Genomic DNA, 26482 nt, shown 5'->3' with positions numbered 1-26482 from the left:
AGTTCGCCGATGCCCTGTCCGAACAGGCCCGAATCGGTATCATCGGCCAATGATCGGACTGGTTCTCGCCGCCGGGGCCGGCCGCCGCCTGCGACCGTACACGGACACGTTGCCCAAGGCGCTGGTTCCGATCGACGCGGAGACCACCCCGCTCGACCTGACCCTGGCGAACTTCGCCGAGGTCGGCCTGACCGACGTCGCGATCGTCGTCGGGTACGCCGCGGCCGCGATCGAGGCCCGGGTCCGCGACCTGCAGGACCGGTACGGCGTCCGCCTGCAGCTGGTCCACAACGACAAGGCGGAGATCTGGAACAACGCCTACTCGCTGTGGTGCGCCCGCGACCTGTTCGCCGAGGGGGTCGTGCTCGCCAACGGCGACACCGTGCACCCGGTCTCGGTGGAACGCACGCTGCTCGACGCCCGCGGCGACGACCGCCGCATCATCCTCGCGCTCGACACCGAGAAGACGCTCGCGGACGAGGAGATGAAGGTGGTCTGGCACGACGACCACGGCGTCCGCAGCATCACCAAGCTGATGGACCCGGCGACCGCGACCGGGGAGTACATCGGCGTCACGCTGATCGAGCCGTCCGCGGCCGACGACCTGGCCGCCGCGCTGCGCAAGACCTGGGAGAACGACCCCGACCTGTACTACGAGGACGGGTACCAGGTGCTCGCCGACGCGGGCTTCCGGATCGACGTCGCCCCGATCGGCAAGCTCGACTGGGTCGAGATCGACAACCATGCCGACCTGGTCCGGGCCCGCGAGATCGTATGCCCCTCCTAGCCCGCTTCGTCACCGCGCCGCTGGTCGTCGACGTCCGGCGTGGTGCCCTCAAGGATCTGGCCGAGGTGCTGGCCGACCAGCGGATCTCGACGTCCGGCCGGGTCGCGATCGCGGTCGGTCCGACGTACGGGCCGATCGTGCAGAACGCCTTCGAGCACGGGCTGGTCGACGCCGACTGGTTCACCGTCGACGGCGGCACGATCAACACCGCGATCAAGCTGGTCGACCAGATCAAGCAGAAGCGGTACGACGCGATCGTCGGCATCGGCGGCGGCATGGTGCTGGACGTGACCAAGTTCGCCGCCGCGCGGCTCGGGCTGCCGATGGTCGCGGTCGCCACCAACCTGGCCCACGACGGCATCGGCTCCCCGATCAGCACGCTGGACAACGACGCCGGGCGCGGCTCGTACGGCGTACCGGCGCCGATCGCGGTGATCGTCGACCTCGACCTGATCGCCCAGGCCCCGCCGCGGTCGGTCCGGTCCGGGATCGGCGAGATCACCTCGAACCTGTCCGCGATCGCGGACTGGGAGGCCGCGCACGCGGCGCACGGCGAGGAGATCGACGGCCTCGCGGTGTCGCTCGCGCGGACGTCGGCGCAGGCCGTGGTCAACCACCCCGGCGGCATCGTCGACGAGGTCTTCCTGGCGACGCTGGCCGAGGGCTTGGTGCTGTCCGGGATCTCGATGGTGGTGGCCGGTACGTCGCGGCCGTCGTCCGGCGCGTGCCACGAGATCTCGCACGCGATCGACCTGATGCACCCGAGCCGGCGCGCCTTCCACGGCGAGCAGGTGGGGCTCGGCGCGGCGTTCGCGTGGTACCTGCGCGGCGACGAGGCGGCGTTCGGGACGACGGTCGACTGCCTGCACCGGCACGGTTTGCCGGTCCGACCGGAGGAGCTCGGCTTCGGGCTGGAGGAGTTCGGCGAGATCGTGGCGTACGCACCGCAGACCAGACCTGGGCGCATCACGATTCTGGAAGAGTCAGCACTGACCGCGGACGGCATCGCGAAGGCGGTCGCCGACTTCGACGACCAGGTCCGGACGCGGACCACCTCATGAGACTGGACTGGCCCGACTGCAGGAACGTCCGTGATCTCGGCGGGCTGCCGACCGCGGACGGCGGGCGGATCCGCGAGAACGCGCTGATCCGCGCGGACAGCCTGCAGTACGTGACGCCCGCCGCCGTCGAGACGATCCGGCAGGCCGGCGTGAGCCGGATCATCGACCTGCGCTCGCACGGTGAGGTGGGCGGCTACCCGACGCCGTTCACCGACGACCCGATCGGCGCGCACCTGCCACTACAGGACCCGGCCGACCCACCCAGTACGGCGACCACGATCGTCGACTCCTGCAACGAGATGCTCGACCTGCACCCCGAGCTGGTCGCGGCGGTTTTCCGGGCGATCATCGACGCGCCCGAGGGGGCGGTCGTCGTGCACTGCTTCGGCGGCAAGGACCGGACCGGCGTGATCGTCGCGCTGGCGCTCGCGGTGGCCGGCGTACCGGAGGACGAGATCGTCGCGGACTACTTCCTGACCCGCGACAACATGGCGTCGCTGATGGCCGAGCAGCTCGCGGCCGAGCCGGACGAGTCGCTGCACGCCGAGCTGCTCGAGTTCCGCGACACCCGCGCCGAGTCGATGACGGCGATCCTGCGGCACCTCGACACGACGTACGGCGGTCCGGTCGCCTATCTGCGGCAGGCCGGGCTCACCGACGACGAGCTGGACGCTGTGAGGACTCGATTGTCCGCCTAGTGGGACGTCACCCCGGAACGACGAGGAAAAGTTAGCTTTGTCTATCTGATTACTCGACTTTGGGGAGCGACGATAAGCGTGACCGACGAACTGCTGGCGAACGCCGAGCAGTACGCAGCGAGTTTCGACAAGGGCGACCTGCCGCTGCCGCCCGGCAAGCGCGTCGCGGTGGTCGCGTGCATGGACGCGCGGCTGAACCCGTACGGGCTGCTCGGGCTGTCCGAAGGTGACGCGCACGTGATCCGCAACGCGGGCGGGGTGATCACCGCCGACGAGCGGCGCAGCCTCGCGATCAGCCAGCGGCTGCTGGGGACGCAGGAGATCATCCTGATCCACCACACCGACTGCGGGATGCTGACCTTCACCGACGACGAGTTCAAGAAGTCGATCCAGGACGAGACCGGCCAGAAGCCGGACTGGTCGGCCGAGGCCTTCTCCGACCTGGACGAGGACATCCGCCAGTCCCTGGCCCGGATCGCCGCGGACCCGTTCATCCCGGTCAAGGACTCGGTCCGCGGCTTCGTCTACGAGGTCGAGACCGGCCGGCTGCGCGAGGTCAAGAACTGAAACGGGCCGACTACTTGGGCGCGAGCCCGGCCGGCGCAGCCGCTTCGGGGCGGCCAGGCTTTCCCCCTTTCACACCCGCGCGGTCGTGGCGGCGCTCGCGCGGGTGACCTCGACCGGCTGCTCGATCAGCTCGGTCACGATCGATCCCTCGGCCGGAATCAGCCAAGGAGTCCCCGGCTCGCCCTCGGGATTGGCCTTCCATTCCCGGCAGACCTTCGGCACCTTGATCGGGTAGATCGTCAGCGCTCCCTCGCGATCGATGTGCAAGCGCAGGAACCCCTTGTAGTCCTCGAGACTCTGCCCGGCAAAGACCTCGTTGGTGTTGAACCCGAACCGGCAAGCGATCAGCAGGTACACCCCGACCACCAACGAATCCACGAACCCCACCACCACCGGCGTACCGACCAACGCGACCACCACGGTGATCCACTGCTCAGCGCTGGCCTCCAGCCGGTACAGCACCACCGCCCAGAAGCCGGCCAACGCCAGATGCGCCGCCGAGTGCAGAACCCCCGCAATCCCAGCGGCGAACGAACTTCGCTCCAACCCCAACCGAGCGAACAGCACTCCACCGACCACGGTCCCCAGCGCGGCAAAGGCCGCCGGCGCCCACACCGCCAGCGTCCCGAACACCCCCTGCGGATCCGACGCCAGCCCGAACTGCAGCAGCAACGCGATCACCGTCTGCAGGAACGCGGTCAGTCCCCAGAATCCAGGATTACGCCAGGGCAGCCGGAAGATCCCGTTCGCCAGCCGCGACGACTGCTCCCGCGACGGATAGGTCTGCGCGCGAGAGAACGTCGTGTGCTCATCGGTCTCGGTCACCCGCGACGTCTTCGGCGGCAGCTCGAGACTCTTCGGCAGCAGATGCGTGGCGGTCAGGTAAGCACCACCACCTCCACTGGTGATCCGCTGCCCGGTCCCGTCCTGCTCGGCGTACCGGGCGTAGTGGTGCGAGTCCCCCGACAGCATCACGTGCACAGTCGCCCCCGCGGGCCGGACGATCTCGCGCTCGAAGAACCGGATCGCGTCGTACCCACGGGCGTCGCCGCCCGACCCGGCCTTGATCCACGCGGGTTTCGGCGTACAGAGAATCACGCCGTCGCCCTCGCGCATCTGTGTTGTCGCGCGCCGGAAGTACGCCAGCTGCGGCGCGTCGATGTACTCGTCGAACTGCGTGTCGATCGCGAGCAGCCACCAGCGCTGCGGCAGCTGGATCGCGAAGTAGCTGCGGGCCTGCTCGGTGTCCCACCCGCCGACCGGCCGGCTCTGCGCGAACACCCGCAGGAACGCCGTCAGGCCGTCGTACCAGTCGTGGTTGCCCGGCAGCGCGAAGAGAGTCGGCCTGTCCTCGACCTCATCCTCGCGCGCAGTGTCATCGCGCGGAAGGGCTGCCCGGTAAGGGCCCTTCGTCCGATCCTCGTACGCCGTCGCGGACGCGGCCGGGTAGGCCTGGTCACCGCCCATCACGAGCACCTGACCACGCGGCAGGTGCAGGTTGTCGGCGGGCGACAGCGCCGGCGCCGCGAGCACCGACGCGATCGAGTACGTCGCGTCGAAGCCGTCGCCGAGATCGGCCACGAAGTCGAACCACAGCTCGTCGTCGCCGTGGTGGTAGATCTCGGCCTGGAGGCCGCTCTGCAGCTCGCGCTTGTCGGCGTACGCGCCGAAGATGCCGGCCAGCACGGCCTTCAGTCCGGCACTCGCGAGAACGGTCGGGAGGAGCCAGCGAACAGCTCCCCGGCGGCGGAATCCGAGCTGCTCCTCGGACAGGTCGTGCGGGCGGGAATCCTTCACCCGCAGAACGTATGCGGTCGTCGGCCGATCGCCTCGGGCTGTGGCGAATTGTTGTCGAGCCGCGACCATCCGTCACCGACTGAAACGGTTCAGAGCGCGCCGATGTGAGAGCACAGCCCGGGGCCCAGTAGATTGTCCCGCATGTCAACCGCCGCCGAGTCGGCCACCACCGCGGACGCCGCGGCACTGGCCGAACGCTACGGGTTGTCCAAGAGCGCGGCACGTCCGCCGTTCTGGGGCTACCTCCGTGAACTGTGGGGCCGTCGCCAGTTCATCTACAGCTACGCCCGCGCGCGCACGTACGCGCTCTACGCGGGTGCTCGGCTGGGATCGGTCTGGCAGATCCTCACCCCACTACTGAACGCCGGGGTGTACTACCTGGCCTTCGGTGTCCTGCTGGGCACCAAGGGCGGGATCGACAACTACCCGGCCTTCCTGATCTGCGGCATGTTCATCTTCACCTACACGCAGCGCTCGATGACCGAGGGTTCGCGGGCGATCGCGACGAACATGTCACTGATCCGCACGCTGCACTTCCCGCGCGCGACGCTGCCGCTGGCCTACGTGGTCAACGAGCTGAACCAGCTGTTCATCTCGATGGGCATCCTGCTGCTGCTGGTCGGCTTCACCGACGGGCCGTCGCTGAGCTGGTTCCTGGTGGTGCCGGCGCTACTGCTGCAGACCATGTTCAACGTCGGCGTGACGCTGATCTTCGCGCGGCTGGGGACGTTCCTGACCGACATCAGCCAACTGCTGCCGTTCATCACGCGGACCTGGCTGTACGCGTCCGGCATCTTCTTCTCCATCCCGGACAAGCTGCGCGACGCGGACGCTCCGGGCTGGGTCATCCACGTGCTGGCGCTGAACCCGATCTCGGCGTACATCGACATCATGCGCAGCGCGCTGCTGGAGTCGCACGAGAAGCACGCGCTCCCGCACGCGTGGCCGATCGCGATCGGCTGGGCGGTCATCGCCTTTGTCGGCGGCTTCATCTACTTCTGGCGAGCGGAGGACAGGTATGGCCGTGGCTGAGACGGCAGCTCCTACCCCGGCGGCCCCCGCGCCGCCGTCAGGTGCTGTCCCGACCGTGATCGCCGACAACGTCAACATCATCTACAAGGTGGCGGCCGGCTCCGGCGGCAAGGGCACCGCGGCGACCGCGTTCCGGCGCATTCTCAAGCGTCAGGACCGGCCGACCATCCGCGAGGTGCACGCGGTCAAGAACGTCACCTTCACCGCCAACAAGGGTGACGCGATCGGCCTGATCGGCCGTAACGGCTCCGGCAAGTCGACGCTGCTGCGCGCGATCGCCGGCCTGCTGCCGCCGGCCTCGGGCGCGATCTACACCGGCGGCCAGCCGTCGCTGCTGGGTGTCAACGCCGCGATGATGAACGACCTGACCGGCGACCGCAACGTCGTGCTCGGCTGTCTCGCGATGGGCATGAGCCCGGCCGAGATCGACGAGCGGTACGACGAGATCGTCGAGTTCTCCGGGATCGGCGACTTCATCGACCTGCCTATGTCGACGTACTCGTCGGGCATGTCGGCGCGACTGAAGTTCGCGATCGCCTCGGCCAAGACGCACGACATCCTGCTCGTCGACGAGGCCCTGGCCACCGGTGACGCGGAGTTCCGGGTCCGCTCGGAGCAGAAGATCAAGGACCTGCGCGACCAGGCCGGCACGGTCTTCCTGGTCAGCCACTCGCTCGACGTCGTGCTGGACACCTGCAACCGGGCGATCTGGCTCGACAAGGGCGTCCTGAAGATGGACGGCGACGTGAAGGAAGTTGTCGACGCGTACAACAAGGAAGCCACCGGCAAGCGCTGAGCCTGCCGCGAAGCCCCCGGGACCTCGGTGGTCCCGGGGGCTTTTCTGTGAGGGCTTGTGCAACCGATGGTTGCGTGACTACAGTGATGCGCAACCAAACGTTGCAGATCACCAGGAGTTCCCGATGGAGTACGGCACCCTCGAACGCGAGATCCACATCGACGCCAGCCCGGACGTGGTGTTCGAGGTGGTCAGCAGCCCCGAGCACCTGCGCGAGTGGTGGCCCGACGAGGCCGACTACCCGCTCGTCCCCGGGGGCAGCGGCCGGATCGTCTTCGACCAGGGCACCGACGACCCGAAGGCCGTCGCGATCACCGTGGTCGAGGTCGAGAAGCCCCGGCTGTTCTCGTTCCGCTGGACCCACCCGGTCGGCGAGCCGGCCGCCACGGCCAACTCGCTGCTCGTCACCTTCGAGCTCGTCCCGAACGGGACCGGGACGACGCTCAAGCTGACCGAGACCGGCTTCCGCGAGCAGGGCTGGGAGGTCGCCGTACTGGAGGAGCAGTACCGCGACCACGAGAACGGCTGGGACCACTTCCTGTCGCGGCTCGGCCGGTACGTCGACAAGCTGGCCGCGCGATGATCGACGACGACCTCTGGTCCGCGATCGGCGACCCGACCAGACGCCGGCTGCTCGATCTACTGCTCGCCGACGGCCCCGGTACGGCGACCAGCCTCAGCGATCAGCTCCCCGTGACCCGCCAGGCCGTCGCCAAGCACCTCGGCGTACTGGACCGGGTCGGACTCGTGCACGTCGCCCCTGCGGGCCGCGAGATGCGCTACCAGGTCGACGACGCGCAGCTGGCCCGGGCAGCGGCCCAACTGGCCGACGTCGGCGCCACCTGGGACCGCCGCCTGCAGCGCATCAAGCGCCTCGCCGAAACCATTCAGAAGAAGTCCGAATCCGTACCACCGAAGAAGAAGGAGCACTGACCATGCCCGACATCCTGCACCGCATCGCCACCAAGGCCACGACCGCGGACGACGTCCTGCCGGCCCTCACCACCATCGACGGCCTGGCCTCGTGGTGGACCACCGACACCGCGGGCGACGCGTCGGTCGACGGGGTGATCAAGTTCCGGTTCATCCCGGGCGGGTTCGACATGAAGGTCATCGAGATCAAGCCCGACCGGGTCCGCTGGGAGGTCGCCGAGGGACCCGAGGAGTGGATGGGGACGACGATCACGTTCGACCTGAAGCAGGACGGCGAGCACACCGTCGTGCTGTTCGCCCACGAGGGCTGGAAGGAGCCGGTCGAGTTCATGAACCACTGCTCGACCAAGTGGGCGTCGTACCTGCTGAGCCTCAAGGACTACGTGGAGACCGGCAAGGGCTCACCGTCGCCGGACGACGTGCAGATCTCCAACTGGCACTAGAGCTTCTCGGCCCGGGCTCGCAGGTAGCGACGTTCGACCTCGTTCGCGGTGAGGTCGGCAGCGTCGAGATAAGCGGCCCGGGCTTCTGCTGGGCGGCCGGTGGACTCCAGCAGATGAGCCCGTACGGCGGCCGCGCGGTGATGGACGAGCGGATCTTCGGCAAGGTTGAGATCGTCCAGCAAGGCCAGGGCACGCTGCGGGCCGAAGGCCTTGGAGACGGCGACGACGCGGCTCAGGCGGATCGGGGCGGTGGGCGCCAGGCGTTCCAGCCAGAGGTAGAGGGCGGCGATCTGCGGCCAGTCGGTCTGCGCGGCGTCCTTCGACTGGGCGTGGATGGCGGCGATGGCCGCTTGGAGTTGGTACGGGCCGACCTGGCGATGCACCCAGGCACCCTCGATCAGCGCGACGCCCTCGGCGATCAACGCCTGGTCCCACCGCGAGCGGTCCTGGTCCTCCAGCTGGACCAGGTGGTTCTGCTCGTCGGCGCGGGTCGCGTCGCGGGAGACGATCAGCAGCATCAACGCGAGCAGGCCGGCGACCTCGTGGTCGTCGGGGAGCAGGCGGTGCAGCATGCGGGTCAGCCGGATCGCTTCGGCAGACAGGTCCGTTCGGGCCAACTGGTCCCCGCCGGTGGCGGTGTAGCCCTCGTTGAAGATCAGGTACAGCACGTGCATGACGGCCGCGATCCGCTCGTCCTGATCGTCGGTCGGCGCGGTGAAGCGGGCGCCGCTGTCCTTGAGTGTCTGCTTGGCCCGGCTGATCCGGGTCGACATCGAGCGCTCGGCAGCGCCGTACGCGCGGGCGATCTCCGCGGTCGTCAGGCCGCCGACGGCGCGCAGGGTCAGGGCGACCTGGGACGGCGGGGAGAGCGCTGGGTGGCAGCACAGGAACAGCAGCAGCAGGCTGTCGTCCTGGTCGGCGACCTGCGGCGCGGGGCCGGCCGGGTCGGCCTGGGCTTGGGCGGCCTGAGCTTGAGCGGCGCGGGCCTGGGCGGCCTCCTCTTCGCGGCGGCGGTCCGCCTGCTCGGAGCGCAGCAGGTCGACCATCCGGCGATAGCCGACGCGGATCAGCCAGCTCCGCGGCTCGTCCGGGATTCCCTCCTTCGGCCATCGCCGGCTCGCGACCAGCAAGGCCTCCTGCGTCGCGTCCTCGGCCGTGTCGAAGCGGCTGAAGCGTCGTACGAGCGCACCGAGCACCTGCGGCGCCTCGGTGCGCAGCAGGTGCTCGATCTCTTCGGTGGAAGGCATCTCAGCCGGCGAAGTCGTCACCCATGATCGGCCGGATCTCCATCGGCTCGCCCAGGACGTCGACCATCCGCTTCACGATGTCGGTGGCCCGCTCGAGACTCACGCAGTCGATCACCGCGAAACTCGCCAGCACCTCCTTCAGCTCCGCGAACGGACCGTCGGTCGCCACCACCCCGGCGCTCGTCTTCCGCACGGTCGTCGTCACCACCGGATGCCCCAGCCCTTCGCTGGTGACGAACTCCCCCGTCTCCCGCAGCTCCTTCTCGAACACCTGGTACGCCGCGAACGCCGCCAGCGCCTCCTCCGACGGCACGTCAGCCGTCGCTCCGTCCCAGCTGTCCGCCGGGGTGTAACTCAGCACCAGAAACTTCATCTCGTCCTCCGGTCGGTCAGCTGCACGGCGTACACGGTCGTCCAGGTGAAGGCCACCGCTCCAGTCAAGGCGATCTGCAGGCTCGCCCCGGTCGGCGACACGGGAATCAGCATCACCAACGCGACCACTCCGTGCCCGACCGCCGCCTTCGTGAACCGGCGCCGGACCGCGTCGACGACCAGGACGATGCACGCGACCGCGAGCGCGGTGAAGGCGACCGCCGCGCCGACCGAGTGGACGACGCTGCGCCAGGACATCTCGACCGTGCCGTCGGGTGCGCCGGTCGGGAAGCCGTTCTGCGGGTCCATCGGGAACAGGCCGGCGATCACCAGGCCGGCGCCGAAGAGACCGAGGAAGAGCGGGACCGCGCGGCGGCCGGTGCCCTCGGTGATCAGTCGGCGACGGGCGACCGCGAGCGCGATCACGCCCAGGCCGGTGAGTACGAAACTGATCATCTGGATCCAGCCGAGTGATCCAGTGGCCAGCTGACTGATCGGGTGGACCCGCAGGTCGAAGCCGTCGCGGGTCAGCATCTGGGCGATCGCGACCGCGTAGAAGAACGGTCCGGCGATCGCCGCGGCGGTCAGCAGTTGGCGGGTGGTGGACGTTCTGGTGGCGGTGAGAGTGGTCATCGGGTGCTCCTCGGGTCGGTGTGTCACCGCTACCTCGCTGCCGAGAGAGCTGCTTCAACATCAGCCGACGTGTGATCCACCTCACAGACCAGCAGATGTTGAAGCCGGCCGGGCGGATCCGAGGTGGCGGTGAGTGCGCAGGAACTGCGGACCGGAACCGAGGAGACGACGATGACCGAGAACCACGTGACCCCCGCCCCGACCGCCGGGCTGAAGGCGCTCGACCGGCTGGTCGGCGAGTGGACCGTGACCGGCGGCGCCGAGGGCGTTGTGAAGTACGAGTGGATGGAGGGTGGCTACTTCCTCCTGCAGACCGTGGAGCTCGAGCACTCCGGGCACCGAGTGAGTGGGGTGGAGATCATCGGCAACCTGCGGCCGTTCGGGGAGCCGACCAGTGCCGATGTGCACTCGCGGTTCTACGGCTCGACCGGCGACACGCTCGACTACACCTACGAACTGGACGGCGACAAGCTGACCATCTGGGGTGGCGCGAAGGGCAGCCCGGCGTACTTCGAGGGCACCTTCACCGACGGCGACCGGGTGATGGTCGGCGAGTGGATCTACCCCGGCGGTGGCGGCTACGACTCCACGATGACCCGCCGCTGACGCCGTACGACGCCCGGCCGAGCGTCAGAGGGCGTAGCGGCGGACGGACTCCGGGTGGATGACGATGCGGAGCAGGTCGGCGCCCAGCATCTCCTTCAGGGCGCCGGCCAGCGCCTCGTCGCCGAGGTCCCAGTACCGGGCGGCGAGGCGGGAGCACAGGTCGTGCGCGCCGTCGTCCTCGATCGTCGTTCGGCCGACCACGGACACCCAGCGCTCGGGCTCACCGACGGGCGCCGCAACCACGATCGAGGCCCGCGGGTCGCGGCGCAGGCGCCGGACCTTCAGCGCACCTGGCTCGGTGAAGAGCTGGATCGTCCCGTCGTCGGTGGCCTCGAACCACACGGGCCGGGGCTGTGCCGGAGCTGGGCTCTCGGCCACGGTGAGGAAACCGTGCAGCGGACGGGCGAGGAACTCGAGGTCTTCGGGCGTCAGCAGTTCAGTCATGCCACCCATTCAACGACATTGGATCGGGCGGCTCCATGTCCGAGCGGCCCGATCGCATACGTCAGAGCGTCAGGCTGCGCCCGGTGACGTGAGCGCCGGGCCGGCCGGCTTCTCCTGCAGGCCGACGATGAAGCCGAGGCCCCAGGAGACGTGCATGGTGGCGATCACGCCGGGCAGCCAGAAGAGCGCCTTCCACGGAAGGTAGCGGCCTTCCATCGCGGAGCCGGCGATCACGGCGAGCGCGTACCCGAGCGGGATGATGAAGCCCAGGTCGAGGATCGCGCTGCCGACGATCAGGCCGACGACGCCGAGGATCAGCCCGACCGCGAGCAGGCCGACGGCGACCGGGGGCGCCAGGTACCGCTTGCTGGCGGTCTCGGGGTGCCGGCGGATCACCTCGCGGCGCCACTGGCCGGTGTGGAAGAACTGCTTCGCGACGGCCGACAGCGACGAGCGCGGCCGGTACGTCACCGACAGGTCGGGGCTGAACCAGATCAGCCCGCCGGTCTTGCGGATCCGGTAGTTCAGCTCCCAGTCCTGGGCGCGGTGCATCGACTCGTCGAAGCCGCCGACCCGCTCCAGCGCCGTCCGCTTGAAGACGCCCAGGTACACGGTGTCGGCCGGTCCGGCCTTGCCACCCTGGTGGAACGTCGAGGCGCCGAGCCCGAGGCGGGACCGGTACGCGCAGGCGACCGCCATCTCGAACGGCGTACGCCCCTCGGCCGCCATCACGCCGCCGACGTTGTCCGCGCCGCTCTCGTCCAGCACCTCGACCGCGCGGGTGATGTAGCCCTGCGTCAGCACGCCGTGCCCGTCGACCCGGACGACGATGTCGTGCCGGGCGTGCGCGATGCCGACGTTCAGCCCGGCCGGCGTCTTGCCGGTCGGGTTCGGCACGATCGTGATCCGGGCGTCGGCGGCCGCCAGCCGGGCAGCGATCTCCTCGGTCCGGTCCTTGCCCGGACCGATCGCGAGCACGACCTCCAGCTCGCCGGGATACTCCTGGTCGAGAACGCGGCCGACCGCCTCCTCGAGGTGGCGTTCCTCGTTCAGCACGGGCATCACGACGGAGACCGGGGGCCAGTTGGACAGCATCTTCAGGTCAGGCCTTACAGACTTGTGCGACGTCGTCGACGTCGGTGGATGGCTTGGACGGGGTCTTGCCGGGCGAACTCGGCTTCTTACTGGGAGACACGCTACTCGGTGTGTCCGACTTCTTACCGTCCCCGTCGTCGGATCCCTTGTCCAGTGCCTCGGACTTGCCCACCGCCTCCGCGACCTTCGTCCGGACCAGGTCGAAGTCCGGGTCACCGGTCTTGATCAGCGGTGGCACCGGCGAGAAGGATGACACCGGAAGCTTCTTGGAGTCCAGCGCCAGGTCCGTGAAGGTCCCCAGCTCACCGGACGGGATGTTGGTCTGGACCACCTCTTTGCTGGCCGAAGCGATGCCCTGGAACTTGGTCAGCACCTTCTGCGGCGAGAGCTGGTTGAGCATCGCGGTCATCACGCACTTCTGCCGGGTCATCCGTTCGTAGTCGCTGGCCCCGGCCCGGGACCGGGCGAACCACATCGCATGGTACCCGTCGAGGTGCTGGTCCTTGCCCGGCTTGATGTAGCCCTTGATCGGCCCGCCGATGCCGCCGATCGGGACCTTCTTGCCCACGTCGACAGTGATTCCGCCGACCGCGTCGAGCAAGTGCTGGAAGCCGGCGATGTCGATCAGCACGTAGTAGTTGACCTTCAGCCCGGTCAGTCCCTCGACCGCCTGCTGGGTCGCCACCAACCCCGGCTCCTTCACACCCGGGAAGTGCTGCTTGTGTCCCATCGCCCAGGTGTAGACGCCGTTCAGGTAGCAGTCGTGGCCGCAGCCGTCCCACTCGAAGCCGTTCGGGAACTGCTTGGCCATCTCGGTCCCGGCCGGGAACGGCACCTTCGCCATGTTCCGCGGCAGACCGATCAGCACGGTCCGCCCGGTCTCGGCGTCGATGCTGGCCAGCGTCAGGCTGTCCGGCCGGACGCCGATCCGGTTGGCGCCGGAGTCGCCACCGAGCAGGAGCACGTTGTAGCGGCCCTTGTCCGCCTTGGACTTCTCGCCGTTGCCGAACACGCTGGCGACGAAGTCGCGCTGCGCCGACACGATCGTGCTGCCCCAGATCAGGACGCTCATCACCAGGACGACGAGCACGCCGTCCACGATGCTCGCGGTCAGCCGGTGGTTGCGTTCCAGCGTGAGCGGCCGGCCGAGCCGGTAGGCGTCGACGAACAGCGCGGCCCACCCGACGGCCAGCAGGATCAGCAGCACCTGCACGATCCGCAGCGTGGTCGGCGACACGATGAGGTTGATCGTCCCGGACCGCCAGACCAGCGACAGCAGCACCAGGAACACGACGATCGCGACCAGTCCCGCGATCACCCGCCAGGCGTACCGGCCGGCCTTCTTGCTGCCCGCCACGATCTGCGCGGAGCCCGGCAGCACCAGCGTCATCAGCAGGAGCGCCAGCGCCCGCTTGAAGCGGACCGGCTCACTCAGATTCTTCAGCTCCGGCTTCTCCGGCCGCATCACGTCCACCTCCTGTTCCCCCAGGGTCACTTCGTACGACGTACGCGACCGGGGGATGGTTCGAGCTGGGCGGATTCCGAGTCGGAGAGTAACAGCCTGAGTGCACAACGAAGGCGCCGACCTGCGGGGGTCGACGCCTTCGTAACGTAGGTCTCAGCGCAGCCCGTACGCGTCCACCACGGTCTGCTCGATCGTGTTGCCGGCCGAGTCGGTCGCGTTGGCCCGCAAGGAGATCGTCGCACCCGGCGGCGTCGCGGCGACCGCGACAAACCCGTTGCGCTGCGTGACAACCGTCGCTCGCTGCCACGTCTTGCCGCGATCACCGGACAGCTCCACGACCGGCTTCCCGACCTTGCCGACAGTCGCTCCCGGCTGCGGCGTCACGGTGAACGGGAGCTTCGTGATCGCGGTCCGCCGTACGTCGTTGGTCGCGTCGACGGCCGGCCGGAAGCCGATCGACCACAGTGGCAGCCTTTCGCCGTCCTCGCTCGCCGTGTCGGAGCGGAACGTCCAGGACGCCTTCACCTGTGTCGATCGACGCGCCGCGGCATTGCGCACGACCTCGCTCTCCAACCGGTACGACGCCAGGCCGGGCTCCACCTGAGCATCGCGACCGAGATCTCCGGCCCGGTCGGCCTCCACGACCAGGACGCCGTCGCGGTACAGCCTGGTGACGGCGGCGGTGTCCTGACCCCAGCCCGTGTGGCCCGCGGAGTCGTTGGACATCCCGATGCCGACGCCGAAGAAGTCGCCGTACCGCATCGCCGCGCTCTCGGTGACGAACGGGCCGAGCACGCCCTTGTTCCACGGCGTTGTGTAGGTCCGGCCGGGAGAGATCGTCCGGGTGGCCCGGTCGTCCTGCGCGGTGACCAGCAGAGCGTCCGGCCCTTCTTCCCGCTCCTGGAAGCTCTCGAGCACCTCGGCGCCCGGCTCGACGTACTCGGTGACCGTGCGCGGCCCGGGGCCGCCGTATCCCTTGCCCCAGCTGGAGTACATCTCCGGCGCGAGCAGATGCACCGACTTCGTCGTACTCAGGCCAGGACCGGTGGTGAACAGGCGGGCCTCCAACGGGACCAGCGTCTTCGGCTGGACCACGCGCTGGAGGCCGGTGAAGAACGTGCCCCGGATGGTGTTCATCGTGTTGTAGGTGATCGGCGTCCCGGTGAAGTCCCCGGCCTTGCCCGGCACGGCCCACTGGGTCATCACGCTCGAGGTCAGTTCCCCGGCCGGAACGGCCGGACCCGTCTGCGCGGCGAACACGTCGGTGATCGTCTCGGCGGGAAGCTGGAACTGGATCTGCGAGCCGTCGTCGGCACGGCGGGAGAAGTACAGCGCGGCGAACGACGACGCGACGGCGTGGTCCGCGACCGTCACGTCGAACGGCTTCGCCTGTCGCGCGTCGAGCACGACCGTCGAGGCCGCACCCAGCTCGAGCAACGGCTGCACCAGCACACTGGCCGTCGTACCGGTCGGCACGACGCTGACCAGGACGTACCGGCCGAGCGGGAGCTCGACGGTCACCTCGCCGGTGCCGACGTCCACGGGCTCGTTGACGATCCCGTCGAGGCTCGCGATCGCGGTCTCAGCTCCGGGAGAGAGCGTTCCGGTCCGGTCGAGATGACGCAGGGTCAATGCGGCGGTCTTCGCCGCGGCGAAGCGCTTCGCGAGTACGGCGGGCGCCTTCGCGGGTGCTCCTGGGTCGAGCCGGGTCGAGCGGCCCGGCACCGTCTTCAGCACCGGCACTGTTGTCAGTACCGGCTCGGACGGGGGCGGCGGTGGCTGGGCGGTCGCCGGCATGACGGTCAGTGAAGAGAGCAGAAGGGCGGAAGACACCAACAGGGTGAGTGAACGCATACCTGCTGGTGTCCGCTGGGGTGGTGGATGGTTGCGGGTGCGGAGGGAAACCCCTGCAACCGCCCCTGGATCGGCAGGTTTCACGCGTTTGTGATGGTTTCGGCGGCGGGTCTTCGGATACGAAGAGTTCCAAGGCCACTACGCCCTGTCTGCAACCGCCCAGTTCGCGGACACCTGTGAGGACAAAGGATCACCGCCCATGAAACTCGTCCGTTCCGTTCTCGTTTCCGCTCTCGCCTGCAGCGCCGTGCTGCTCGGCGGTAGCCAGGCCCACGCGGTGGAGGTCGCCGAAGCGCCGGCGGCACCCGCGAAGGCCGCCGCGCCGGGTGCCGACTACACCGGCATCGCAGCGCTCAGCAACTGCTCCGCCTCGCTGGTCCGGTACGCCGAGTCGGTCGGTACCGACAAGGCGATGGTGCTCACCAACGGGCACTGCTACGAAGGCGGATTCCTCAACCCAGGCGTCGTTCTGGTCAACCGCGCCTCGACTCGCTCGATCACGCTGCTGCGCCCGAACGCGAGCAACGCCGGGACCGTGCGCGCGAGCCGGATCCTCTACGGCACGATGACCAAGACCGACATGATCGTGTACGAGGTGAACGAGACCTACAACGCGATCAAGACCCGCCTCAACGTCACGCCGCTGACGCTGGCCAAGCAGGGCCCGGCCAACGGCGCCGGCATGGCCGTCGTGTCCGGCTACTGGAAGCGGATCTACACCTGCTCGGTGCAGGCCACGATTCCCGAGCTGCGCGAGGGCAACTGGACCTGGAAGAGCTCGATCAAGTACCTGCAGCCGGGCTGCGAGACGATCGGCGGTACGTCGGGCTCGCCGGTGGTCAGCACCAGCACCGGTGAGGTGATCGGCGTCAACAACACCGGCAACGAGGACGGCGCCCGCTGCACGGTGAACAACCCCTGCGAGGTCGATGCGGCGGGCAACGTCACCGTCGACCAGGGCGCGGCGTACGGCCAGCAGACCTGGTGGCTCTACACCTGCCTGACCGCCTCCCGCACGATCGACCTGAACAAGTCGGGCTGCCAGCTGGTGAAACCGGCACGCCGGTAGTTCCAAAGCCGGACGAGGGGTGACGTAGGCCACTGTCCTGGGTAAGGTCCCAGCCCATGGCAGTCGACTCGTCAACCCCTCGTACGGCCGAACCTCCCCAGTGGCAGAGTCCGATCGGGGTCAAACCCCGCTTGGTTGCCGCCAGCGCCCTGATGCTCTTCCTGGAGCTCGCGCTGATCCGCTGGACCGGTTCGAACGTGGTCCACCTCAGTTACTTCTCGAACTTCGTGCTGCTCGGCTCGTTCCTCGGCATCGGGATCGGCATCCTGCGCGCCGGCAAGGCCAAGCGGCTTCCGTACTACTCCCCGATCATGCTCGGCCTGCTGGTGCTGGTGATCGCGTGGAAGCCGGTGACCGTCAACCGGTCCGGCGACAGCGTCATCTACTTCACCAGCCTGGACACCACCGGCCCGCCGGTCTGGGTGATCCTGCCGATCATCTTCATCGCCGCGGCCGTCATCCTGGCCGGGCCGGCCGAGCTGGTCGGGCGCTGCTTCACCGAGCTGCCGCGGCTCACGGCGTACCGGTACGACCTGATCGGCAGCCTGACCGGCATCGTGACGTTCACGCTGCTGTCGTTCCTCGGCGCGCCGCCGATCTGGTGGGGGCTGCTGGTCACCGTCGGGTTCCTGGCGCTGATGGTGCCGGGCAAGAAGGCGACCGCGGCCGCGCTGAGCGGCGCGCTGGTGGCGACTCCGCTGCTGGTGATGCTCGGCGTGCTGCTGCACGAGTCGACCCGGCCGGAGAACAGCTGGTCGCCGTACTACAAGGTGCAGACCTCCTCCTCGACGTACGAGAACACGCCGCTGCTGACGATCACCGTGAACGGCGTCCCGCACCAGCAGGCGATCCCGGCCGAGAAGCGGCTGCAGTGGGAGCCGCAGTACGGGCTGCCGTACGAGCGGGCCGCGAAGAAGAACCCGGAGAACGTCCTCATCATCGGCGCCGGCTCCGGCACCGACGTGGCCGTTGCCCTGCGCAACGGTGCGAAGCACGTCGACGCGGTCGAGATCGACCCGCGGCTGCGCGACATCGGCCGCGAGCAGCACCCGGACCACCCGTACCAGGACCCGCGCGTCACCTCGCACATCGACGACGGGCGGGCGTTCCTGTCCCGGACCGACAAGAAGTACGACCTGATCCTGCTCGCGCTGCCGGACTCGCTGACGCTGGTGAACGGCGCGAGCTCGCTGCGGCTGGAGAGTTACCTGTTCACCGAGCAGGCGTTCAAGAGCGCGCAGGAGCACCTCGCGCCGGGCGGCGCGTTCGCGATGTACAACTACTACCGCGAGACGTGGCTGATCGACCGGCTCGCCTCGACGGCGCAGAAGGCGTTCGGGCACAAGCCGTGCGTCGACAAGGTCGGCGACGACCTGCAGCAGGCCGTCGTCACGGTCGGCCTGACCACCGCGGACCAGGCCTGCGGGTCGGAGTGGGCCGGTGCGTCCGCGACCACGCCGCCGCCGGCGACGGACAACCGGCCGTTCCTGTACCTGTTCACCGACCGGATCCCGTCGCTGTACCTGATCACGATCGCGCTGATCCTGGTCGCCGGCCTGATCGGCGTGGGGATCGCGGGCGGCGGTTCGTCGTACCGGCGGATGCGGCCGTACGCCGACCTGTTCCTGCTCGGCGCGGGCTTCATGCTGCTGGAGACCAAGTCGATCACCGGCTTCGCCCTGCTGTTCGGGACGACGTGGGTGGTCAACGCGATCGTCTTCGCCGGCGTCCTGGTCGCCGTACTGGCCGCCGTCGAAGTCACCAGACGCTTCAAGACTCCACCCCTGAAGACCATGTACGTCGTGCTGTTCGGCGGTCTGCTCCTGAGCTGGATCTTCCCCGACAGCTGGCTGCTCGGCATGCCGCTCGGCCTGCGGGCCCTGGTCGCGGTCGTGATCGCGTTCCTGCCGATCTTCGCCGCGAACGTGATCTTCGCCAAGCGCTTCACCGACACCGCCGACGGCACCGCCAGCTTCGGCGCCAACCTCCTCGGCGCCCTGCTCGGCGGCTGCCTCGAGTACGCAGCCCTGATCATCGGCTTCGACGGCCTGATCGTCATCGCCGCCCTGCTCTACATCGGAGCGTTCCTCCTCCGCCCGAAATCGGTGGGAGCGAGTTCCTAGCTCGACCCTGAACCGAAAGAGCTCGACCACCACCTGGTGGTCGAGCTCTTTCGGTCTGTATTGACTAGCTGCGCGGCGGGGCCGGGTAGTCGGGGTCGACTCCGTCGGTCTCAGCCGGGGGCGCCGGGTAGTCCGGGTCCACGCCGTCGGTCTCGGCGGGCGGGGCCGGGTAGTCCGGGTCGACGCCGTCGTTGCCCGGGCCGGGCGGGGCCGGCTGGGGGGCCGGGTAGTCGGGGTCTACGCCGTCGTTGCCGGTGCCGGGGCCGCCGTGCTGCGTGTAGCCGCGGGGCTCGTCGGCGGGCGGGACCGGGTAGTCCGGGTCCACACCGTTCTGGCCGAAGGTCGGGAACGTGTTGGCCTGGGTCGGAGGGTTGTTCGGGCCGGGGTTAGCCATGGTTGCCTTTCTCATGCGGCGTCTGCGGACGTTGTCGACGATGATCAGCACGATGCCGATCAGGAAGAAGATCACGAACGAGCCGATCGCCAGCAGCACCGACACCACCAGGGAGCCGAGTGCGAGCTTGGGGCCGGCGTAGAAGGTTCCTCCGGTGCCGGCGGCGTCGCAGTCGACCACGATCTCCTGGGCCGGGACCTTGCGGACCGACTGGGCGACGACGTACCAGGTGTCGCCGTTCAGGGTGATCTGCTGCGACCCCTTCACCCGTTCCAGCGGGATGTCGGTGCCGGAGGCATCCTTCGCCGTGCAGGGCGGGATCAGGGTCGGGACCGTCGAGTACACGGTCAGCCCGTCGTCGGTCAGTTGCACGGTCCCGCCGTCGACCCGGGTCGGGGCCTTCGGCAGGTTCTGCACCAGGCGGACCACGAAGATCCCGCTCAGCACCAGCCCGAGGACGAAGCAGCCGATCGCGATCCACGTCAGTGTCCGCTTCGGTGCCACAGGTCCCCCGGAGTAGCTCGTCATACCCCGCACGCTAACCCGCCGGAGGATCCCGCCAGGCCAATCTGCCCGAAAGGGCGACGTAGGGTGCGGTGCGTGGAACAGCTGCTGCGCTGGGTGATCGAACAGACCGGTAGCCGCGTCGACACGGTGACCCCGTTGCGCGGCGGCTGGACGTCGGAGATGCGCCGCGTCCGGCTCGTCGACGGGCGGGAGGTCGTGGTCCGCTCGTTCGTGACCGAGTTCTTCCGCCGGCACGCGCAAGGTCTGCTCGAACGGGAGGCGGGGATGCTCCGCGCACTCGCCGACGTCGACGGCGTCCCGGCGCCGCGCCTGCTAGCCGTCGATTCGACAGCGCAGTACGGCGAAGCGCCGTCGCTCGTCATGTCGTTGCTGCCAGGCGCAGTCGACGTCCAGGCCGACCGCTCCCGTCAGCTCGCCGAGCAACTGGTCGCGATCCACCGCGTCCAGGTCGATCCCAGGCCGCGCGAGTTCCAGGTCTGGGTCTCGGCCGACAAGGTTCGGGTGCCCGAGGCAACCAACCGGCCGGAGGTCTGGACCCGCGCGGTCGAGGTCGTCGCGCGCGAGCTTCCGCCGTACGACGGAGTGCTGCTGCACCGGGACTTCCATCCGGGCAACGTGCTCTTCGACGGCGACCAGGTCAGCGGCGTCGTCGACTGGGTCGAGACCTCCTGGGGACCGGCCGATCTGGATGTCGCGCACTGCTCGACCGCACTCGCGTTGCTGCACGGCGCGGACGTCGGCCTGCGCTTTGCCGACCTCTACGTCGCCGCAGGCGGGCAGCTCTCCAAGGATCTCCGGCACTGGCAGGTCCTCGACGCGCTCGGCTTCGCGCCCGACGCCGAGAAGGTCGCGGGCCCGTGGCGCGAACTCGGGCGCACCGACCTGACGCCCGGCGTACTGCAGGATCGGCTGGAGACCTACCTGCAGCAGGTGCTCTAGGGAACGCCGAGCAGGCGAAGCCCCGCGGCGGTGGCCGCTGCTGCGACCACGATCAGGACGAAGGGCGCTCGGCGCCACGCGAGGACCCCACCGACCAGTACGCCGAGGGGCCGCGCGATCCCGGCATGGGTGTGGCCCGCGGTGAAGGTGGCGGTGGCAACCAGCGCCGCGAGCAGGACGACCGCGGCGGTGGAGAGCAGTTGCTGCGCCCGGTCGGAGAGCTCGAAGCGGGCGCGCATCATCGGGCCGGCGACGCGCAGCGAGAAGGTGCCTGCGGCAAGGATCAGGATCGCGACGAGGACCAGGGCGGGATTGTTCATCAGGCGGGTTCCAGGGTTCTGTCGGTCGTGATCGGGCGGTAGAAGAGCAGACCGACGAGAGCCAGCAGGACCGGCAGCCCGGCCGGCAGGAACGGCGTCGCCGCGAGCGCGGCGACCGAGCCCACCAGCGCCGCCGTACGGGTTGCCTTGTCCTTCAGCGCGGGCAGCACCAGCGCGAGCAGTACGGCGGGGAACGCCGCGTCGAGCCCGAACGCGTCGGTGTCCGTGATCACCGACCCGGCGAGCGCGCCGACTACCACCCCGACGTTCCAGCTGATGAAGATCCCGATCCCGCACAGCCAGTACGCCGCGCGCTTGTGTCGTAGCTCCTCCTGGCCGAGCGCGAACGCGACGTTCTCGTCGGTCATCAGGTGACTGCCGGCCATCCGGCGCCAGCCGCCGCCGAGCACGTCGCTGACCGCGAGCCCGAACGCGACGTGCCGGCTGTTCACCAGCAGCCCGGCGACGGTCGCCGCGATCGGCGAGCCCCCGGCCGCCACGATCCCGACGAACAGGAACTGCGACGCCCCCGCGAACACCAGCAGCGACATCGCGACTGGCACCCACAGGCTCAGTCCCCCGCCGACGCTGATCGCGCCGTACGAGAGCCCGACGACCCCGTCGGCCAGGCAGACCAGTGCGATGTCACGGGCCAGGCCTGGGTCGAGTGTTCGCCAGATCGAACGCATGGGTTTTATGATGAACAGACGGAGGGCGTTCGTCAAGTCGAACGCATGGACCGATGGGGCGAACACTGATGGACGCCAAGGCACCACTCGACGTGATCGCGGGCTCGCTGCGCCGCGAGCGCACCCGGACGGGCTTGTCGCTGAGCGAGGTCGCCAAACGGGCCGGCGTCGCCAAGTCCACGCTGTCGCAGCTGGAGTCGGGGACCGGCAACCCGAGCGTCGAGACGCTGTGGGCGCTGTGCGTGGCGCTGGAGATCCAGTTCGGCGACCTGATCGACCCGCCGCGGCCGAAGGTGCAGGTGATCCGGGCCAACGAGGGCCCGGCGATCCGGTCCGAGAAGGCCGACTACAGCGCGACGCTGGTCGCGTCCTGCCCGCCGAACGCGCGCCGCGACATCTACCGGTTGACGATCGAACCCGGCCCCGGCCGCAACTCGGAACCGCACATGCCGGGCACGATCGAGCACGTCGTACTGGGCTCGGGCCGGGCCCTCATCGGTCTCAGCACCGAGCCGGTCGAGCTCGCCCCGGGCGACTACATCGCCTACCCGGGCGACCTCCCGCACGTCTTCCGCGCACTGGAGCCGGGCACGACCCTCGTGCTGGTGTCGGAGTCCGCTTAGACCTTCCGGCCGACGGCGCCGACGATGCACTCCTCGACCTGGTTCAGCGGCTTGAGCCGTGGGCCGTCCGGCCACCAGTCGTCGCAGAGCACCAGGCCCGGGGCGACCAGCTCCTGGCCGGGGAAGAACTCCATCAGTTCCTTGCGGGTGCGGAACCTGCCGCTGCCCATCGGGCTGTGGATGAACTTCTCCTCCATCTTCTGGGCGACCTCGGTGTGCTCCGGAGTCTCCGGGTCGAAGAAGTGCGAGATCGCCGTGTACGACCCGGGTACCACCGCGTCGACGTACTTCTGCATGATCTGCGCACCTTCGGTGCCGATGTAGTGGTGCAGCGTGCCGGCCTGCATCACGGCGATCGGCTGGCTGAAGTCGAGGAATTCACGCACCTCGGGCTTGCTCAGCACCTCGTCCGGCTCGAAGATGTCGGCGCTGAGGAACAGCGTGTTCTCGTTCTCCTCGAGCAGCGCGCGGCCGTGCGCGAGCACCACCGGGTCGTTGTCGATGTAGAGCACCTTGGCGCTGGGCTGGATCCGCTGCACGACCTGGTGGGTGTTCTCGGCGGTCGGCAGACCGGATCCGCAGTCCAGGTACTGCGTGATCCCCGCCTGGCCCGCCAGGAACCGGCACGAGCGGATCAGGAAGTTCCGGTTCGACCAGGCCAGGTCCTGGGCCTGCGGCGCGGCGGCCTGGACCCCACGCAGCACCTCGCGGTCGACCTCGAAGTTGTCCTTGCCGCCCAGGAAGGCGTCGTACACCCGGGCGATACTGGCCCTGGTGGTGTCCACACCCACCGGGACGGAACTCGGAGCCTTGGTGGCATCGGACATACGGCGACCTCACTCGGGGAAGGTTCGGCTGAAGATCCGAGCCTATCCACATCGGAGCGGAAATATCACACCCCGTAGCGAGTCCGGACTCCCCATTGCCGCATCGGACGTGCAAAGATCGGCGGGCACGTCACGGGATAGTCGATGGGGAGGGTCCTGGTGTCCGAGGAGCAGGGCGCGCTGGGCGGTCCGACCGCCCTGCGGATCATGCTCGGGGCCCACCTGCGCCGCATGCGCGAAGAGGCCGGGATCAGCCGCGGTGACGCGGGCTGGGCGATCCGTGGGTCGGAGTCGAAGATCAGCCGGCTCGAGCTCGGCAAGGTCGGCTTCAAGCCGCGCGACGTCGACGACCTGCTGACGCTGTACCGGATGAACGACGTCGAGGAGCGCGAGCGGCTGCTCGACCTTGCCCAGCAGGCGAACAACCCCGGCTGGTGGCAGCGCTACGACGACCTCACGCCGAACTGGTTCCACGCCTACCTCGGCCTCGAGGTCGCCGCGGACATGATCCGGACCTTCGAGTCGCAGTTCATCCCGGGCCTGCTGCAGACCGCCGGGTACGCCCGCGCCGTCATGCAACTCGGCCACAGCGAGGCGCCGCTGCCGCCGGCCGAGGTCGAGCGGCTCGTCACGTTGCGGATCGAGCGCCAGGCCGTGCTGACCCGCGGGCTGCGACCCCTGCGCCTGTGGGCCGTTGTCGACGAATCGGTCCTGCACCGCGGCGTCGGCGAGCCCGGCGTACTGCGTGAGCAGCTCGAGCACCTGCTGGAGGTCTCGCGGCGCCCGAACGTCACGCTGCAGGTCATCCCGTTCGACAAGGGCCTGTACGCCGCCACCGGCGGCGCCTTCAGCATCCTGCGGTTCGCCGAGACCGACCTGCCCGACGTCGTCTACATCGAGCACCTCACCAGCGCCGTCTACCTGGACAAGCGCGAGGACCTCGACAAGTACGTCATCACCATGGACGCGCTCTCGATCTCCGCCGGTACTCCGCGCGAGACTGAGGAACTGCTGATGGGCATCATCAAGACCACCTTGTGATCCCCTTGTTCAGAACGAGAACGCCGCGCGGACCGCTTCGACCCGGTGCTTGACGTTGTGCAGGAAGCGCTTCGGGATCGAGTGGTCGGTGAACTGCGGGAGCGCCTCGCACTCCTGGTGGCCCGGGGCGAGGCGGACGGTCATCACCCGCGTCAGACGGGTGCCTTCGGCAACGGGTTCGAAGAGGTAGTCGACCTGGGCGCCGACGCCCCGCCAGCCGTACTGGTCGGTGGTGACGGTCCACTGCCGGCCCCACTCGGCGCGGCTGACCGTCCAGGTCGCCGAGAACATCTCGTCACCACTCGCGAGCACCTGGGTGACCTGGTCGCCGGCAACGGCGCAGCGGTCGGTGACGCCGGTCGTGTGCACCACCAGCGGATGCGTGCGCAGCACGTTGCGCGGCATGGTCAGGAAGAAGTACGTGTCCTGGGGGTCCCGCCCGACGACCACCTGGTCGCGAGCCCGGATCACGCCCCCACTCGTCGGCCCCGGCATCCGAGCGATCCTACCGACCGCGTCCGGCGCCAGGGGTCCGGTGAGCGGCGGCTTAACTGATTCTTACTCCGACGACGTGTGGTGGTCCGTCCTGGTGAAGAAGTCACTCGGATCGGCCGTCGGCCGGGGAGTTGTTTCCAGCCAGGCGGCGAAGGTCTCCGGCTGCCGACGCTCCAGCTCGTCGAGGTAGCTGAGCCGGGTCGCGGTGATCGCCATCCGCTCGTCAGCGCCCGCCGCCGACTCCAGCGCCGTACTGCTCAGGCACCAGGCCAGACAGAGCTCCTCGTCGGAGTACTGCTCGATCGTCGAGGCCGGCGTCCAGAAGTGCTTCACGACGTACGGCGAGGTCGCGGCGACCGCGACGACGAGTGCGATCGTCGTCCAGCCGGCAGTCACGACGTACCCGCAGACGGCCAGCGTCAGGGCACCCGACCGCAGCGACCACTTGCCGACCTGGCGAGCGACATACTTCGCCGGTTTGCCGTCGGCAAGACCCGCGCTGAGGTAGACCGAGCCGACCGTGCCCGCGCCCATCACGAACGTCATCAGGCAGGTGGCCGGACTGATCAGCAGGACGGCGGCGCCGGCACCGGCCAGCAGCAGGAACCCGACCACGGCCGTCCAGACGATCCGATAGCGCTGCCCACCGAAAAACCCCGTAGCCGCCATCTCTACCTCCTTCTCCCCAGTCAAGTGCCCACACCAAGTGTGGTCAATCCATGACGCCGGGTGTCGGAGGACGGACTCAGGAAATCGGGGGCTCGCCCCGCCGGGACGAGTGCAGGCAGGTCCAGGGCCGGGGCGTGCGGGACGCGGGCGAGTTCGGCCCGAACCAGGCGTCCAGGACCACGTCCTCCCCGCTGGCCTCGACCAGCTCGACCTGCTCACGCTCGACCAGCCGCAGCAGCGCGATCAAGCGCCACGCCGGCTCCCCCGTCATTTTCATTGCCCCCGGCCCCCTCTCTACCGTCTATCGGAGAAAGGGGCCCGAACGTTTCACCGGTCTGCCACCTGGTGGACCCGGCGGGTTCGCCAGTCGTCCTCACGGAGGGCGAAGACCAGGTCGTCGATCCACTCGCCCTTGAAGAACGCGGCGTCCACGAAGTGGGCTTCCTGCTGCATACCGAGGCGCTTCGCGAGCTGGGCCGAGGCCTCGTTGCGGTCGACGATGACCGCGATGATCCGGTGCAGACCGAGGTCGTCGAAGCCGAGCTCGAGCATCGCCTCGGCAGCTTCGGCGGCGTAGCCGCGGCCGTGGTACTCGGCGTTGAGCGCGTAACCGAGCTCACCCTGACGGTCGGTGTCGCTGGCCCACTTGAGCAGGACCTCGCCGATCACCGTGCCGGTCTCACGCAGCTCGACCGCCAGCACGAGCCACTGGCCCGGCTCGGTGATCTCGCCCTGCCCGAGCTTGGTCTCCAGGGTCGCCGCGGTCTGCTCGCGGTCGCGGACGGGCCACGGGGTGTAGCGGACGACGTCGGGGTCGGAGTGGAAGGCGAGCAGATCGTCCAGATCCTCGCGGCGATGCGGCCGCAGATCCAGCCGATCGGTCCGCACGGGATAGTCGGGACGCAGTCCTCCGGGCATGATGGTCCTCTCGTCTA

The 26482-nt window shown here is 69.0% G+C and carries 31 protein-coding genes; 15 read left to right on the top strand and 16 right to left on the bottom strand.

What is annotated here, in order from left to right:
- Positions 1-49 precede the first annotated feature (49 nt).
- The 4 genes from ACYVIO_RS14570 to ACYVIO_RS14555 all read left to right on the top strand — a co-directional run bounded on the left by ACYVIO_RS14570 (position 50) and on the right by ACYVIO_RS14555 (position 3113).
- On the top strand, positions 50-787 hold the full coding sequence (locus tag ACYVIO_RS14570; protein ID WP_460651276.1) for a phosphocholine cytidylyltransferase family protein: 738 nt from the start codon (positions 50-52) through the stop codon (positions 785-787).
- Complete coding sequence (locus ACYVIO_RS14565; protein WP_460651275.1) at positions 775-1848, top strand: iron-containing alcohol dehydrogenase family protein; 1074 nt, start codon at positions 775-777, stop codon at positions 1846-1848. The genes ACYVIO_RS14570 and ACYVIO_RS14565 overlap by 13 nt, the downstream gene beginning before the upstream one ends.
- Positions 1845-2546 (top strand): tyrosine-protein phosphatase, encoded by a 702-nt coding sequence (locus ACYVIO_RS14560; RefSeq protein ID WP_460651274.1) that lies wholly within the window; start codon positions 1845-1847, stop codon positions 2544-2546. Before ACYVIO_RS14565 ends, ACYVIO_RS14560 begins: the two co-directional genes overlap by 4 nt.
- Before the next feature lie 78 nt (positions 2547-2624).
- Positions 2625-3113, top strand: coding sequence for a beta-class carbonic anhydrase (locus ACYVIO_RS14555; RefSeq protein WP_460651273.1), 489 nt, complete (start codon positions 2625-2627; stop codon positions 3111-3113).
- Positions 3114-3182: 69 nt separating this feature from the next.
- On the opposite strand, the gene ACYVIO_RS14550 is transcribed toward ACYVIO_RS14555, so the two are convergent.
- On the bottom strand, positions 3183-4910 hold the full coding sequence (locus tag ACYVIO_RS14550) for a metallophosphoesterase (protein WP_460651272.1): 1728 nt from the start codon (positions 4908-4910) through the stop codon (positions 3183-3185).
- Positions 4911-5051: 141 nt separating this feature from the next.
- Here ACYVIO_RS14550 and ACYVIO_RS14545 point away from each other — a divergent pair, with 141 nt between their 5' ends.
- The 5 genes from ACYVIO_RS14545 to ACYVIO_RS14525 all read left to right on the top strand — a co-directional run bounded on the left by ACYVIO_RS14545 (position 5052) and on the right by ACYVIO_RS14525 (position 8114).
- Complete coding sequence (locus ACYVIO_RS14545; protein ID WP_460651271.1) at positions 5052-5942, top strand: ABC transporter permease; 891 nt, start codon at positions 5052-5054, stop codon at positions 5940-5942.
- Complete coding sequence (locus ACYVIO_RS14540; RefSeq protein WP_460651270.1) at positions 5929-6738, top strand: ABC transporter ATP-binding protein; 810 nt, start codon at positions 5929-5931, stop codon at positions 6736-6738. The genes ACYVIO_RS14545 and ACYVIO_RS14540 overlap by 14 nt, the downstream gene beginning before the upstream one ends.
- 124 nt (positions 6739-6862) lie before the next feature.
- Complete coding sequence (locus ACYVIO_RS14535) at positions 6863-7321, top strand: SRPBCC family protein (protein ID WP_460651269.1); 459 nt, start codon at positions 6863-6865, stop codon at positions 7319-7321.
- Entirely contained in the window at positions 7318-7671 is a 354-nt protein-coding gene (locus ACYVIO_RS14530) for an ArsR/SmtB family transcription factor (RefSeq protein WP_344174902.1), read from the top strand. The genes ACYVIO_RS14535 and ACYVIO_RS14530 overlap by 4 nt, the downstream gene beginning before the upstream one ends.
- Positions 7672-7673: 2 nt before the next feature.
- The gene (locus ACYVIO_RS14525) at positions 7674-8114 is read left to right on the top strand and encodes an SRPBCC family protein (protein ID WP_460651268.1); all 441 of its coding nucleotides are present in this window, start codon (positions 7674-7676) and stop codon (positions 8112-8114) included.
- Here ACYVIO_RS14525 and ACYVIO_RS14520 read toward each other — a convergent pair.
- The 3 genes from ACYVIO_RS14520 to ACYVIO_RS14510 are packed head-to-tail and all read right to left on the bottom strand — an operon-like array spanning position 8111 to position 10366.
- Positions 8111-9361, bottom strand: a complete 1251-nt coding sequence (locus ACYVIO_RS14520) for an RNA polymerase sigma factor (RefSeq protein ID WP_460651267.1) — start codon at positions 9359-9361, stop codon at positions 8111-8113. The genes ACYVIO_RS14525 and ACYVIO_RS14520 overlap by 4 nt on opposite strands.
- Position 9362: 1 nt before the next feature.
- Positions 9363-9734, bottom strand: coding sequence for a YciI family protein (locus ACYVIO_RS14515; RefSeq protein ID WP_460651266.1), 372 nt, complete (start codon positions 9732-9734; stop codon positions 9363-9365).
- Positions 9731-10366, bottom strand: coding sequence for a DUF998 domain-containing protein (locus ACYVIO_RS14510; protein ID WP_460651265.1), 636 nt, complete (start codon positions 10364-10366; stop codon positions 9731-9733). The genes ACYVIO_RS14515 and ACYVIO_RS14510 overlap by 4 nt, the downstream gene beginning before the upstream one ends.
- A 171-nt stretch (positions 10367-10537) precedes the next feature.
- Between ACYVIO_RS14510 and ACYVIO_RS14505 the strand changes: the two genes are divergently transcribed.
- Complete coding sequence (locus ACYVIO_RS14505) at positions 10538-10972, top strand: hypothetical protein (RefSeq protein ID WP_460651264.1); 435 nt, start codon at positions 10538-10540, stop codon at positions 10970-10972.
- Between the two features lie 24 nt (positions 10973-10996).
- Here ACYVIO_RS14505 and ACYVIO_RS14500 read toward each other — a convergent pair whose 3' ends face one another.
- From ACYVIO_RS14500 to ACYVIO_RS14485, 4 genes are all read right to left on the bottom strand, one after another.
- A complete protein-coding gene (locus tag ACYVIO_RS14500; RefSeq protein ID WP_460651263.1) occupies positions 10997-11416 on the bottom strand; it encodes a pyridoxamine 5'-phosphate oxidase family protein in 420 nt (139 codons plus the stop codon).
- 69 nt (positions 11417-11485) lie between these two features.
- Positions 11486-12511, bottom strand: a complete 1026-nt coding sequence (locus ACYVIO_RS14495; protein ID WP_460651262.1) for a glycosyltransferase family 2 protein — start codon at positions 12509-12511, stop codon at positions 11486-11488.
- A gap of 7 nt (positions 12512-12518) precedes the next feature.
- Entirely contained in the window at positions 12519-14006 is a 1488-nt protein-coding gene (locus ACYVIO_RS14490) for an LCP family protein (protein WP_460651261.1), read from the bottom strand.
- 123 nt (positions 14007-14129) lie between these two features.
- Entirely contained in the window at positions 14130-15773 is a 1644-nt protein-coding gene (locus tag ACYVIO_RS14485) for a hypothetical protein (protein WP_460651260.1), read from the bottom strand.
- Between the two features lie 256 nt (positions 15774-16029).
- Between ACYVIO_RS14485 and ACYVIO_RS14480 the strand changes: the two genes are divergently transcribed.
- Positions 16030-16899, top strand: coding sequence for a S1 family peptidase (locus ACYVIO_RS14480; RefSeq protein WP_460651259.1), 870 nt, complete (start codon positions 16030-16032; stop codon positions 16897-16899).
- Positions 16900-16955: 56 nt separating this feature from the next.
- Positions 16956-19022, top strand: coding sequence for a spermine/spermidine synthase domain-containing protein (locus ACYVIO_RS14475; protein WP_460651258.1), 2067 nt, complete (start codon positions 16956-16958; stop codon positions 19020-19022).
- A 64-nt stretch (positions 19023-19086) separates the two neighbouring features.
- Here the strand turns inward: ACYVIO_RS14475 and ACYVIO_RS14470 are convergent, their stop codons facing one another.
- Positions 19087-19944 carry a resistance to Congo red protein gene (locus tag ACYVIO_RS14470; protein ID WP_460651257.1) on the bottom strand — a complete coding sequence of 286 codons (858 nt, stop codon included), beginning with the start codon at positions 19942-19944 and terminating at the stop codon, positions 19087-19089.
- A 72-nt stretch (positions 19945-20016) separates the two neighbouring features.
- Between ACYVIO_RS14470 and ACYVIO_RS14465 the strand changes: the two genes are divergently transcribed.
- Positions 20017-20883 carry a phosphotransferase family protein gene (locus ACYVIO_RS14465; protein WP_460651256.1) on the top strand — a complete coding sequence of 289 codons (867 nt, stop codon included), beginning with the start codon at positions 20017-20019 and terminating at the stop codon, positions 20881-20883.
- On the opposite strand, the gene ACYVIO_RS14460 is transcribed toward ACYVIO_RS14465, so the two are convergent.
- Entirely contained in the window at positions 20880-21203 is a 324-nt protein-coding gene (locus ACYVIO_RS14460) for an AzlD domain-containing protein (RefSeq protein ID WP_460651255.1), read from the bottom strand. The genes ACYVIO_RS14465 and ACYVIO_RS14460 overlap by 4 nt on opposite strands.
- Positions 21203-21892 (bottom strand): AzlC family ABC transporter permease, encoded by a 690-nt coding sequence (locus ACYVIO_RS14455; protein WP_460651254.1) that lies wholly within the window; start codon positions 21890-21892, stop codon positions 21203-21205. The genes ACYVIO_RS14460 and ACYVIO_RS14455 overlap by 1 nt, the downstream gene beginning before the upstream one ends.
- Positions 21893-21945: 53 nt before the next feature.
- Between ACYVIO_RS14455 and ACYVIO_RS14450 the strand changes: the two genes are divergently transcribed.
- Positions 21946-22515 (top strand): helix-turn-helix domain-containing protein, encoded by a 570-nt coding sequence (locus ACYVIO_RS14450; protein ID WP_460651253.1) that lies wholly within the window; start codon positions 21946-21948, stop codon positions 22513-22515.
- Here the strand turns inward: ACYVIO_RS14450 and ACYVIO_RS14445 are convergent.
- A complete protein-coding gene (locus tag ACYVIO_RS14445; RefSeq protein WP_460651252.1) occupies positions 22512-23342 on the bottom strand; it encodes an SAM-dependent methyltransferase in 831 nt (276 codons plus the stop codon). The two genes, ACYVIO_RS14450 and ACYVIO_RS14445, sit on opposite strands and share 4 nt — an antisense overlap.
- Positions 23343-23486: 144 nt before the next feature.
- Here ACYVIO_RS14445 and ACYVIO_RS14440 point away from each other — a divergent pair, with 144 nt between their 5' ends.
- Complete coding sequence (locus ACYVIO_RS14440) at positions 23487-24383, top strand: helix-turn-helix domain-containing protein (protein WP_460651251.1); 897 nt, start codon at positions 23487-23489, stop codon at positions 24381-24383.
- Positions 24384-24392: 9 nt separating this feature from the next.
- Here ACYVIO_RS14440 and ACYVIO_RS14435 read toward each other — a convergent pair whose 3' ends face one another.
- The 4 genes from ACYVIO_RS14435 to ACYVIO_RS14420 all read right to left on the bottom strand — a co-directional run bounded on the left by ACYVIO_RS14435 (position 24393) and on the right by ACYVIO_RS14420 (position 26465).
- Positions 24393-24878 carry a hypothetical protein gene (locus ACYVIO_RS14435; protein ID WP_460651250.1) on the bottom strand — a complete coding sequence of 162 codons (486 nt, stop codon included), beginning with the start codon at positions 24876-24878 and terminating at the stop codon, positions 24393-24395.
- 63 nt (positions 24879-24941) lie between these two features.
- The gene (locus ACYVIO_RS14430) at positions 24942-25547 is read right to left on the bottom strand and encodes a hypothetical protein (RefSeq protein WP_460651249.1); all 606 of its coding nucleotides are present in this window, start codon (positions 25545-25547) and stop codon (positions 24942-24944) included.
- 76 nt (positions 25548-25623) lie between these two features.
- On the bottom strand, positions 25624-25824 hold the full coding sequence (locus ACYVIO_RS14425; RefSeq protein WP_460651248.1) for a hypothetical protein: 201 nt from the start codon (positions 25822-25824) through the stop codon (positions 25624-25626).
- Between the two features lie 50 nt (positions 25825-25874).
- The gene (locus tag ACYVIO_RS14420; RefSeq protein WP_460651247.1) at positions 25875-26465 is read right to left on the bottom strand and encodes a GNAT family N-acetyltransferase; all 591 of its coding nucleotides are present in this window, start codon (positions 26463-26465) and stop codon (positions 25875-25877) included.
- Positions 26466-26482: the final 17 nt, after the last annotated feature.

The sequence above is a fragment of the Kribbella endophytica genome (genome assembly GCF_054781295.1).
This window is presented reverse-complemented; position numbering and strand designations above follow the sequence as displayed.

Excerpts from the sequence above, each read along its gene's own strand:
- ACYVIO_RS14515 (WP_460651266.1), bottom strand. The coding sequence starts at position 9,734 with ATGAAGTTTCTGGTGCTGAGTTACACCCCGGCGGACAGCTGGGACGGA.
- ACYVIO_RS14560 (WP_460651274.1), top strand. The coding sequence starts at position 1,845 with ATGAGACTGGACTGGCCCGACTGCAGGAACGTCCGTGATCTCGGCGGG.
- ACYVIO_RS14565 (WP_460651275.1), top strand. The coding sequence starts at position 775 with ATGCCCCTCCTAGCCCGCTTCGTCACCGCGCCGCTGGTCGTCGACGTC.
- ACYVIO_RS14505 (WP_460651264.1), top strand. The coding sequence starts at position 10,538 with ATGACCGAGAACCACGTGACCCCCGCCCCGACCGCCGGGCTGAAGGCG.
- ACYVIO_RS14525 (WP_460651268.1), top strand. The coding sequence starts at position 7,674 with ATGCCCGACATCCTGCACCGCATCGCCACCAAGGCCACGACCGCGGAC.
- ACYVIO_RS14445 (WP_460651252.1), bottom strand. The coding sequence starts at position 23,342 with ATGTCCGATGCCACCAAGGCTCCGAGTTCCGTCCCGGTGGGTGTGGAC.
- ACYVIO_RS14530 (WP_344174902.1), top strand. The coding sequence starts at position 7,318 with ATGATCGACGACGACCTCTGGTCCGCGATCGGCGACCCGACCAGACGC.
- ACYVIO_RS14425 (WP_460651248.1), bottom strand. The coding sequence starts at position 25,824 with ATGAAAATGACGGGGGAGCCGGCGTGGCGCTTGATCGCGCTGCTGCGG.
- ACYVIO_RS14520 (WP_460651267.1), bottom strand. The coding sequence starts at position 9,361 with ATGCCTTCCACCGAAGAGATCGAGCACCTGCTGCGCACCGAGGCGCCG.
- ACYVIO_RS14475 (WP_460651258.1), top strand. The coding sequence starts at position 16,956 with ATGGCAGTCGACTCGTCAACCCCTCGTACGGCCGAACCTCCCCAGTGG.
- ACYVIO_RS14570 (WP_460651276.1), top strand. The coding sequence starts at position 50 with ATGATCGGACTGGTTCTCGCCGCCGGGGCCGGCCGCCGCCTGCGACCG.
- ACYVIO_RS14540 (WP_460651270.1), top strand. The coding sequence starts at position 5,929 with ATGGCCGTGGCTGAGACGGCAGCTCCTACCCCGGCGGCCCCCGCGCCG.
- ACYVIO_RS14420 (WP_460651247.1), bottom strand. The coding sequence starts at position 26,465 with ATGCCCGGAGGACTGCGTCCCGACTATCCCGTGCGGACCGATCGGCTG.
- ACYVIO_RS14510 (WP_460651265.1), bottom strand. The coding sequence starts at position 10,366 with ATGACCACTCTCACCGCCACCAGAACGTCCACCACCCGCCAACTGCTG.
- ACYVIO_RS14450 (WP_460651253.1), top strand. The coding sequence starts at position 21,946 with ATGGGGCGAACACTGATGGACGCCAAGGCACCACTCGACGTGATCGCG.
- ACYVIO_RS14535 (WP_460651269.1), top strand. The coding sequence starts at position 6,863 with ATGGAGTACGGCACCCTCGAACGCGAGATCCACATCGACGCCAGCCCG.
- ACYVIO_RS14430 (WP_460651249.1), bottom strand. The coding sequence starts at position 25,547 with ATGGCGGCTACGGGGTTTTTCGGTGGGCAGCGCTATCGGATCGTCTGG.
- ACYVIO_RS14460 (WP_460651255.1), bottom strand. The coding sequence starts at position 21,203 with ATGAACAATCCCGCCCTGGTCCTCGTCGCGATCCTGATCCTTGCCGCA.
- ACYVIO_RS14495 (WP_460651262.1), bottom strand. The coding sequence starts at position 12,511 with ATGCTGTCCAACTGGCCCCCGGTCTCCGTCGTGATGCCCGTGCTGAAC.
- ACYVIO_RS14470 (WP_460651257.1), bottom strand. The coding sequence starts at position 19,944 with ATGACGAGCTACTCCGGGGGACCTGTGGCACCGAAGCGGACACTGACG.
- ACYVIO_RS14500 (WP_460651263.1), bottom strand. The coding sequence starts at position 11,416 with ATGACTGAACTGCTGACGCCCGAAGACCTCGAGTTCCTCGCCCGTCCG.
- ACYVIO_RS14440 (WP_460651251.1), top strand. The coding sequence starts at position 23,487 with ATGGGGAGGGTCCTGGTGTCCGAGGAGCAGGGCGCGCTGGGCGGTCCG.
- ACYVIO_RS14545 (WP_460651271.1), top strand. The coding sequence starts at position 5,052 with ATGTCAACCGCCGCCGAGTCGGCCACCACCGCGGACGCCGCGGCACTG.
- ACYVIO_RS14455 (WP_460651254.1), bottom strand. The coding sequence starts at position 21,892 with ATGCGTTCGATCTGGCGAACACTCGACCCAGGCCTGGCCCGTGACATC.
- ACYVIO_RS14485 (WP_460651260.1), bottom strand. The coding sequence starts at position 15,773 with ATGCCGGCGACCGCCCAGCCACCGCCGCCCCCGTCCGAGCCGGTACTG.
- ACYVIO_RS14435 (WP_460651250.1), bottom strand. The coding sequence starts at position 24,878 with ATGCCGGGGCCGACGAGTGGGGGCGTGATCCGGGCTCGCGACCAGGTG.
- ACYVIO_RS14480 (WP_460651259.1), top strand. The coding sequence starts at position 16,030 with ATGAAACTCGTCCGTTCCGTTCTCGTTTCCGCTCTCGCCTGCAGCGCC.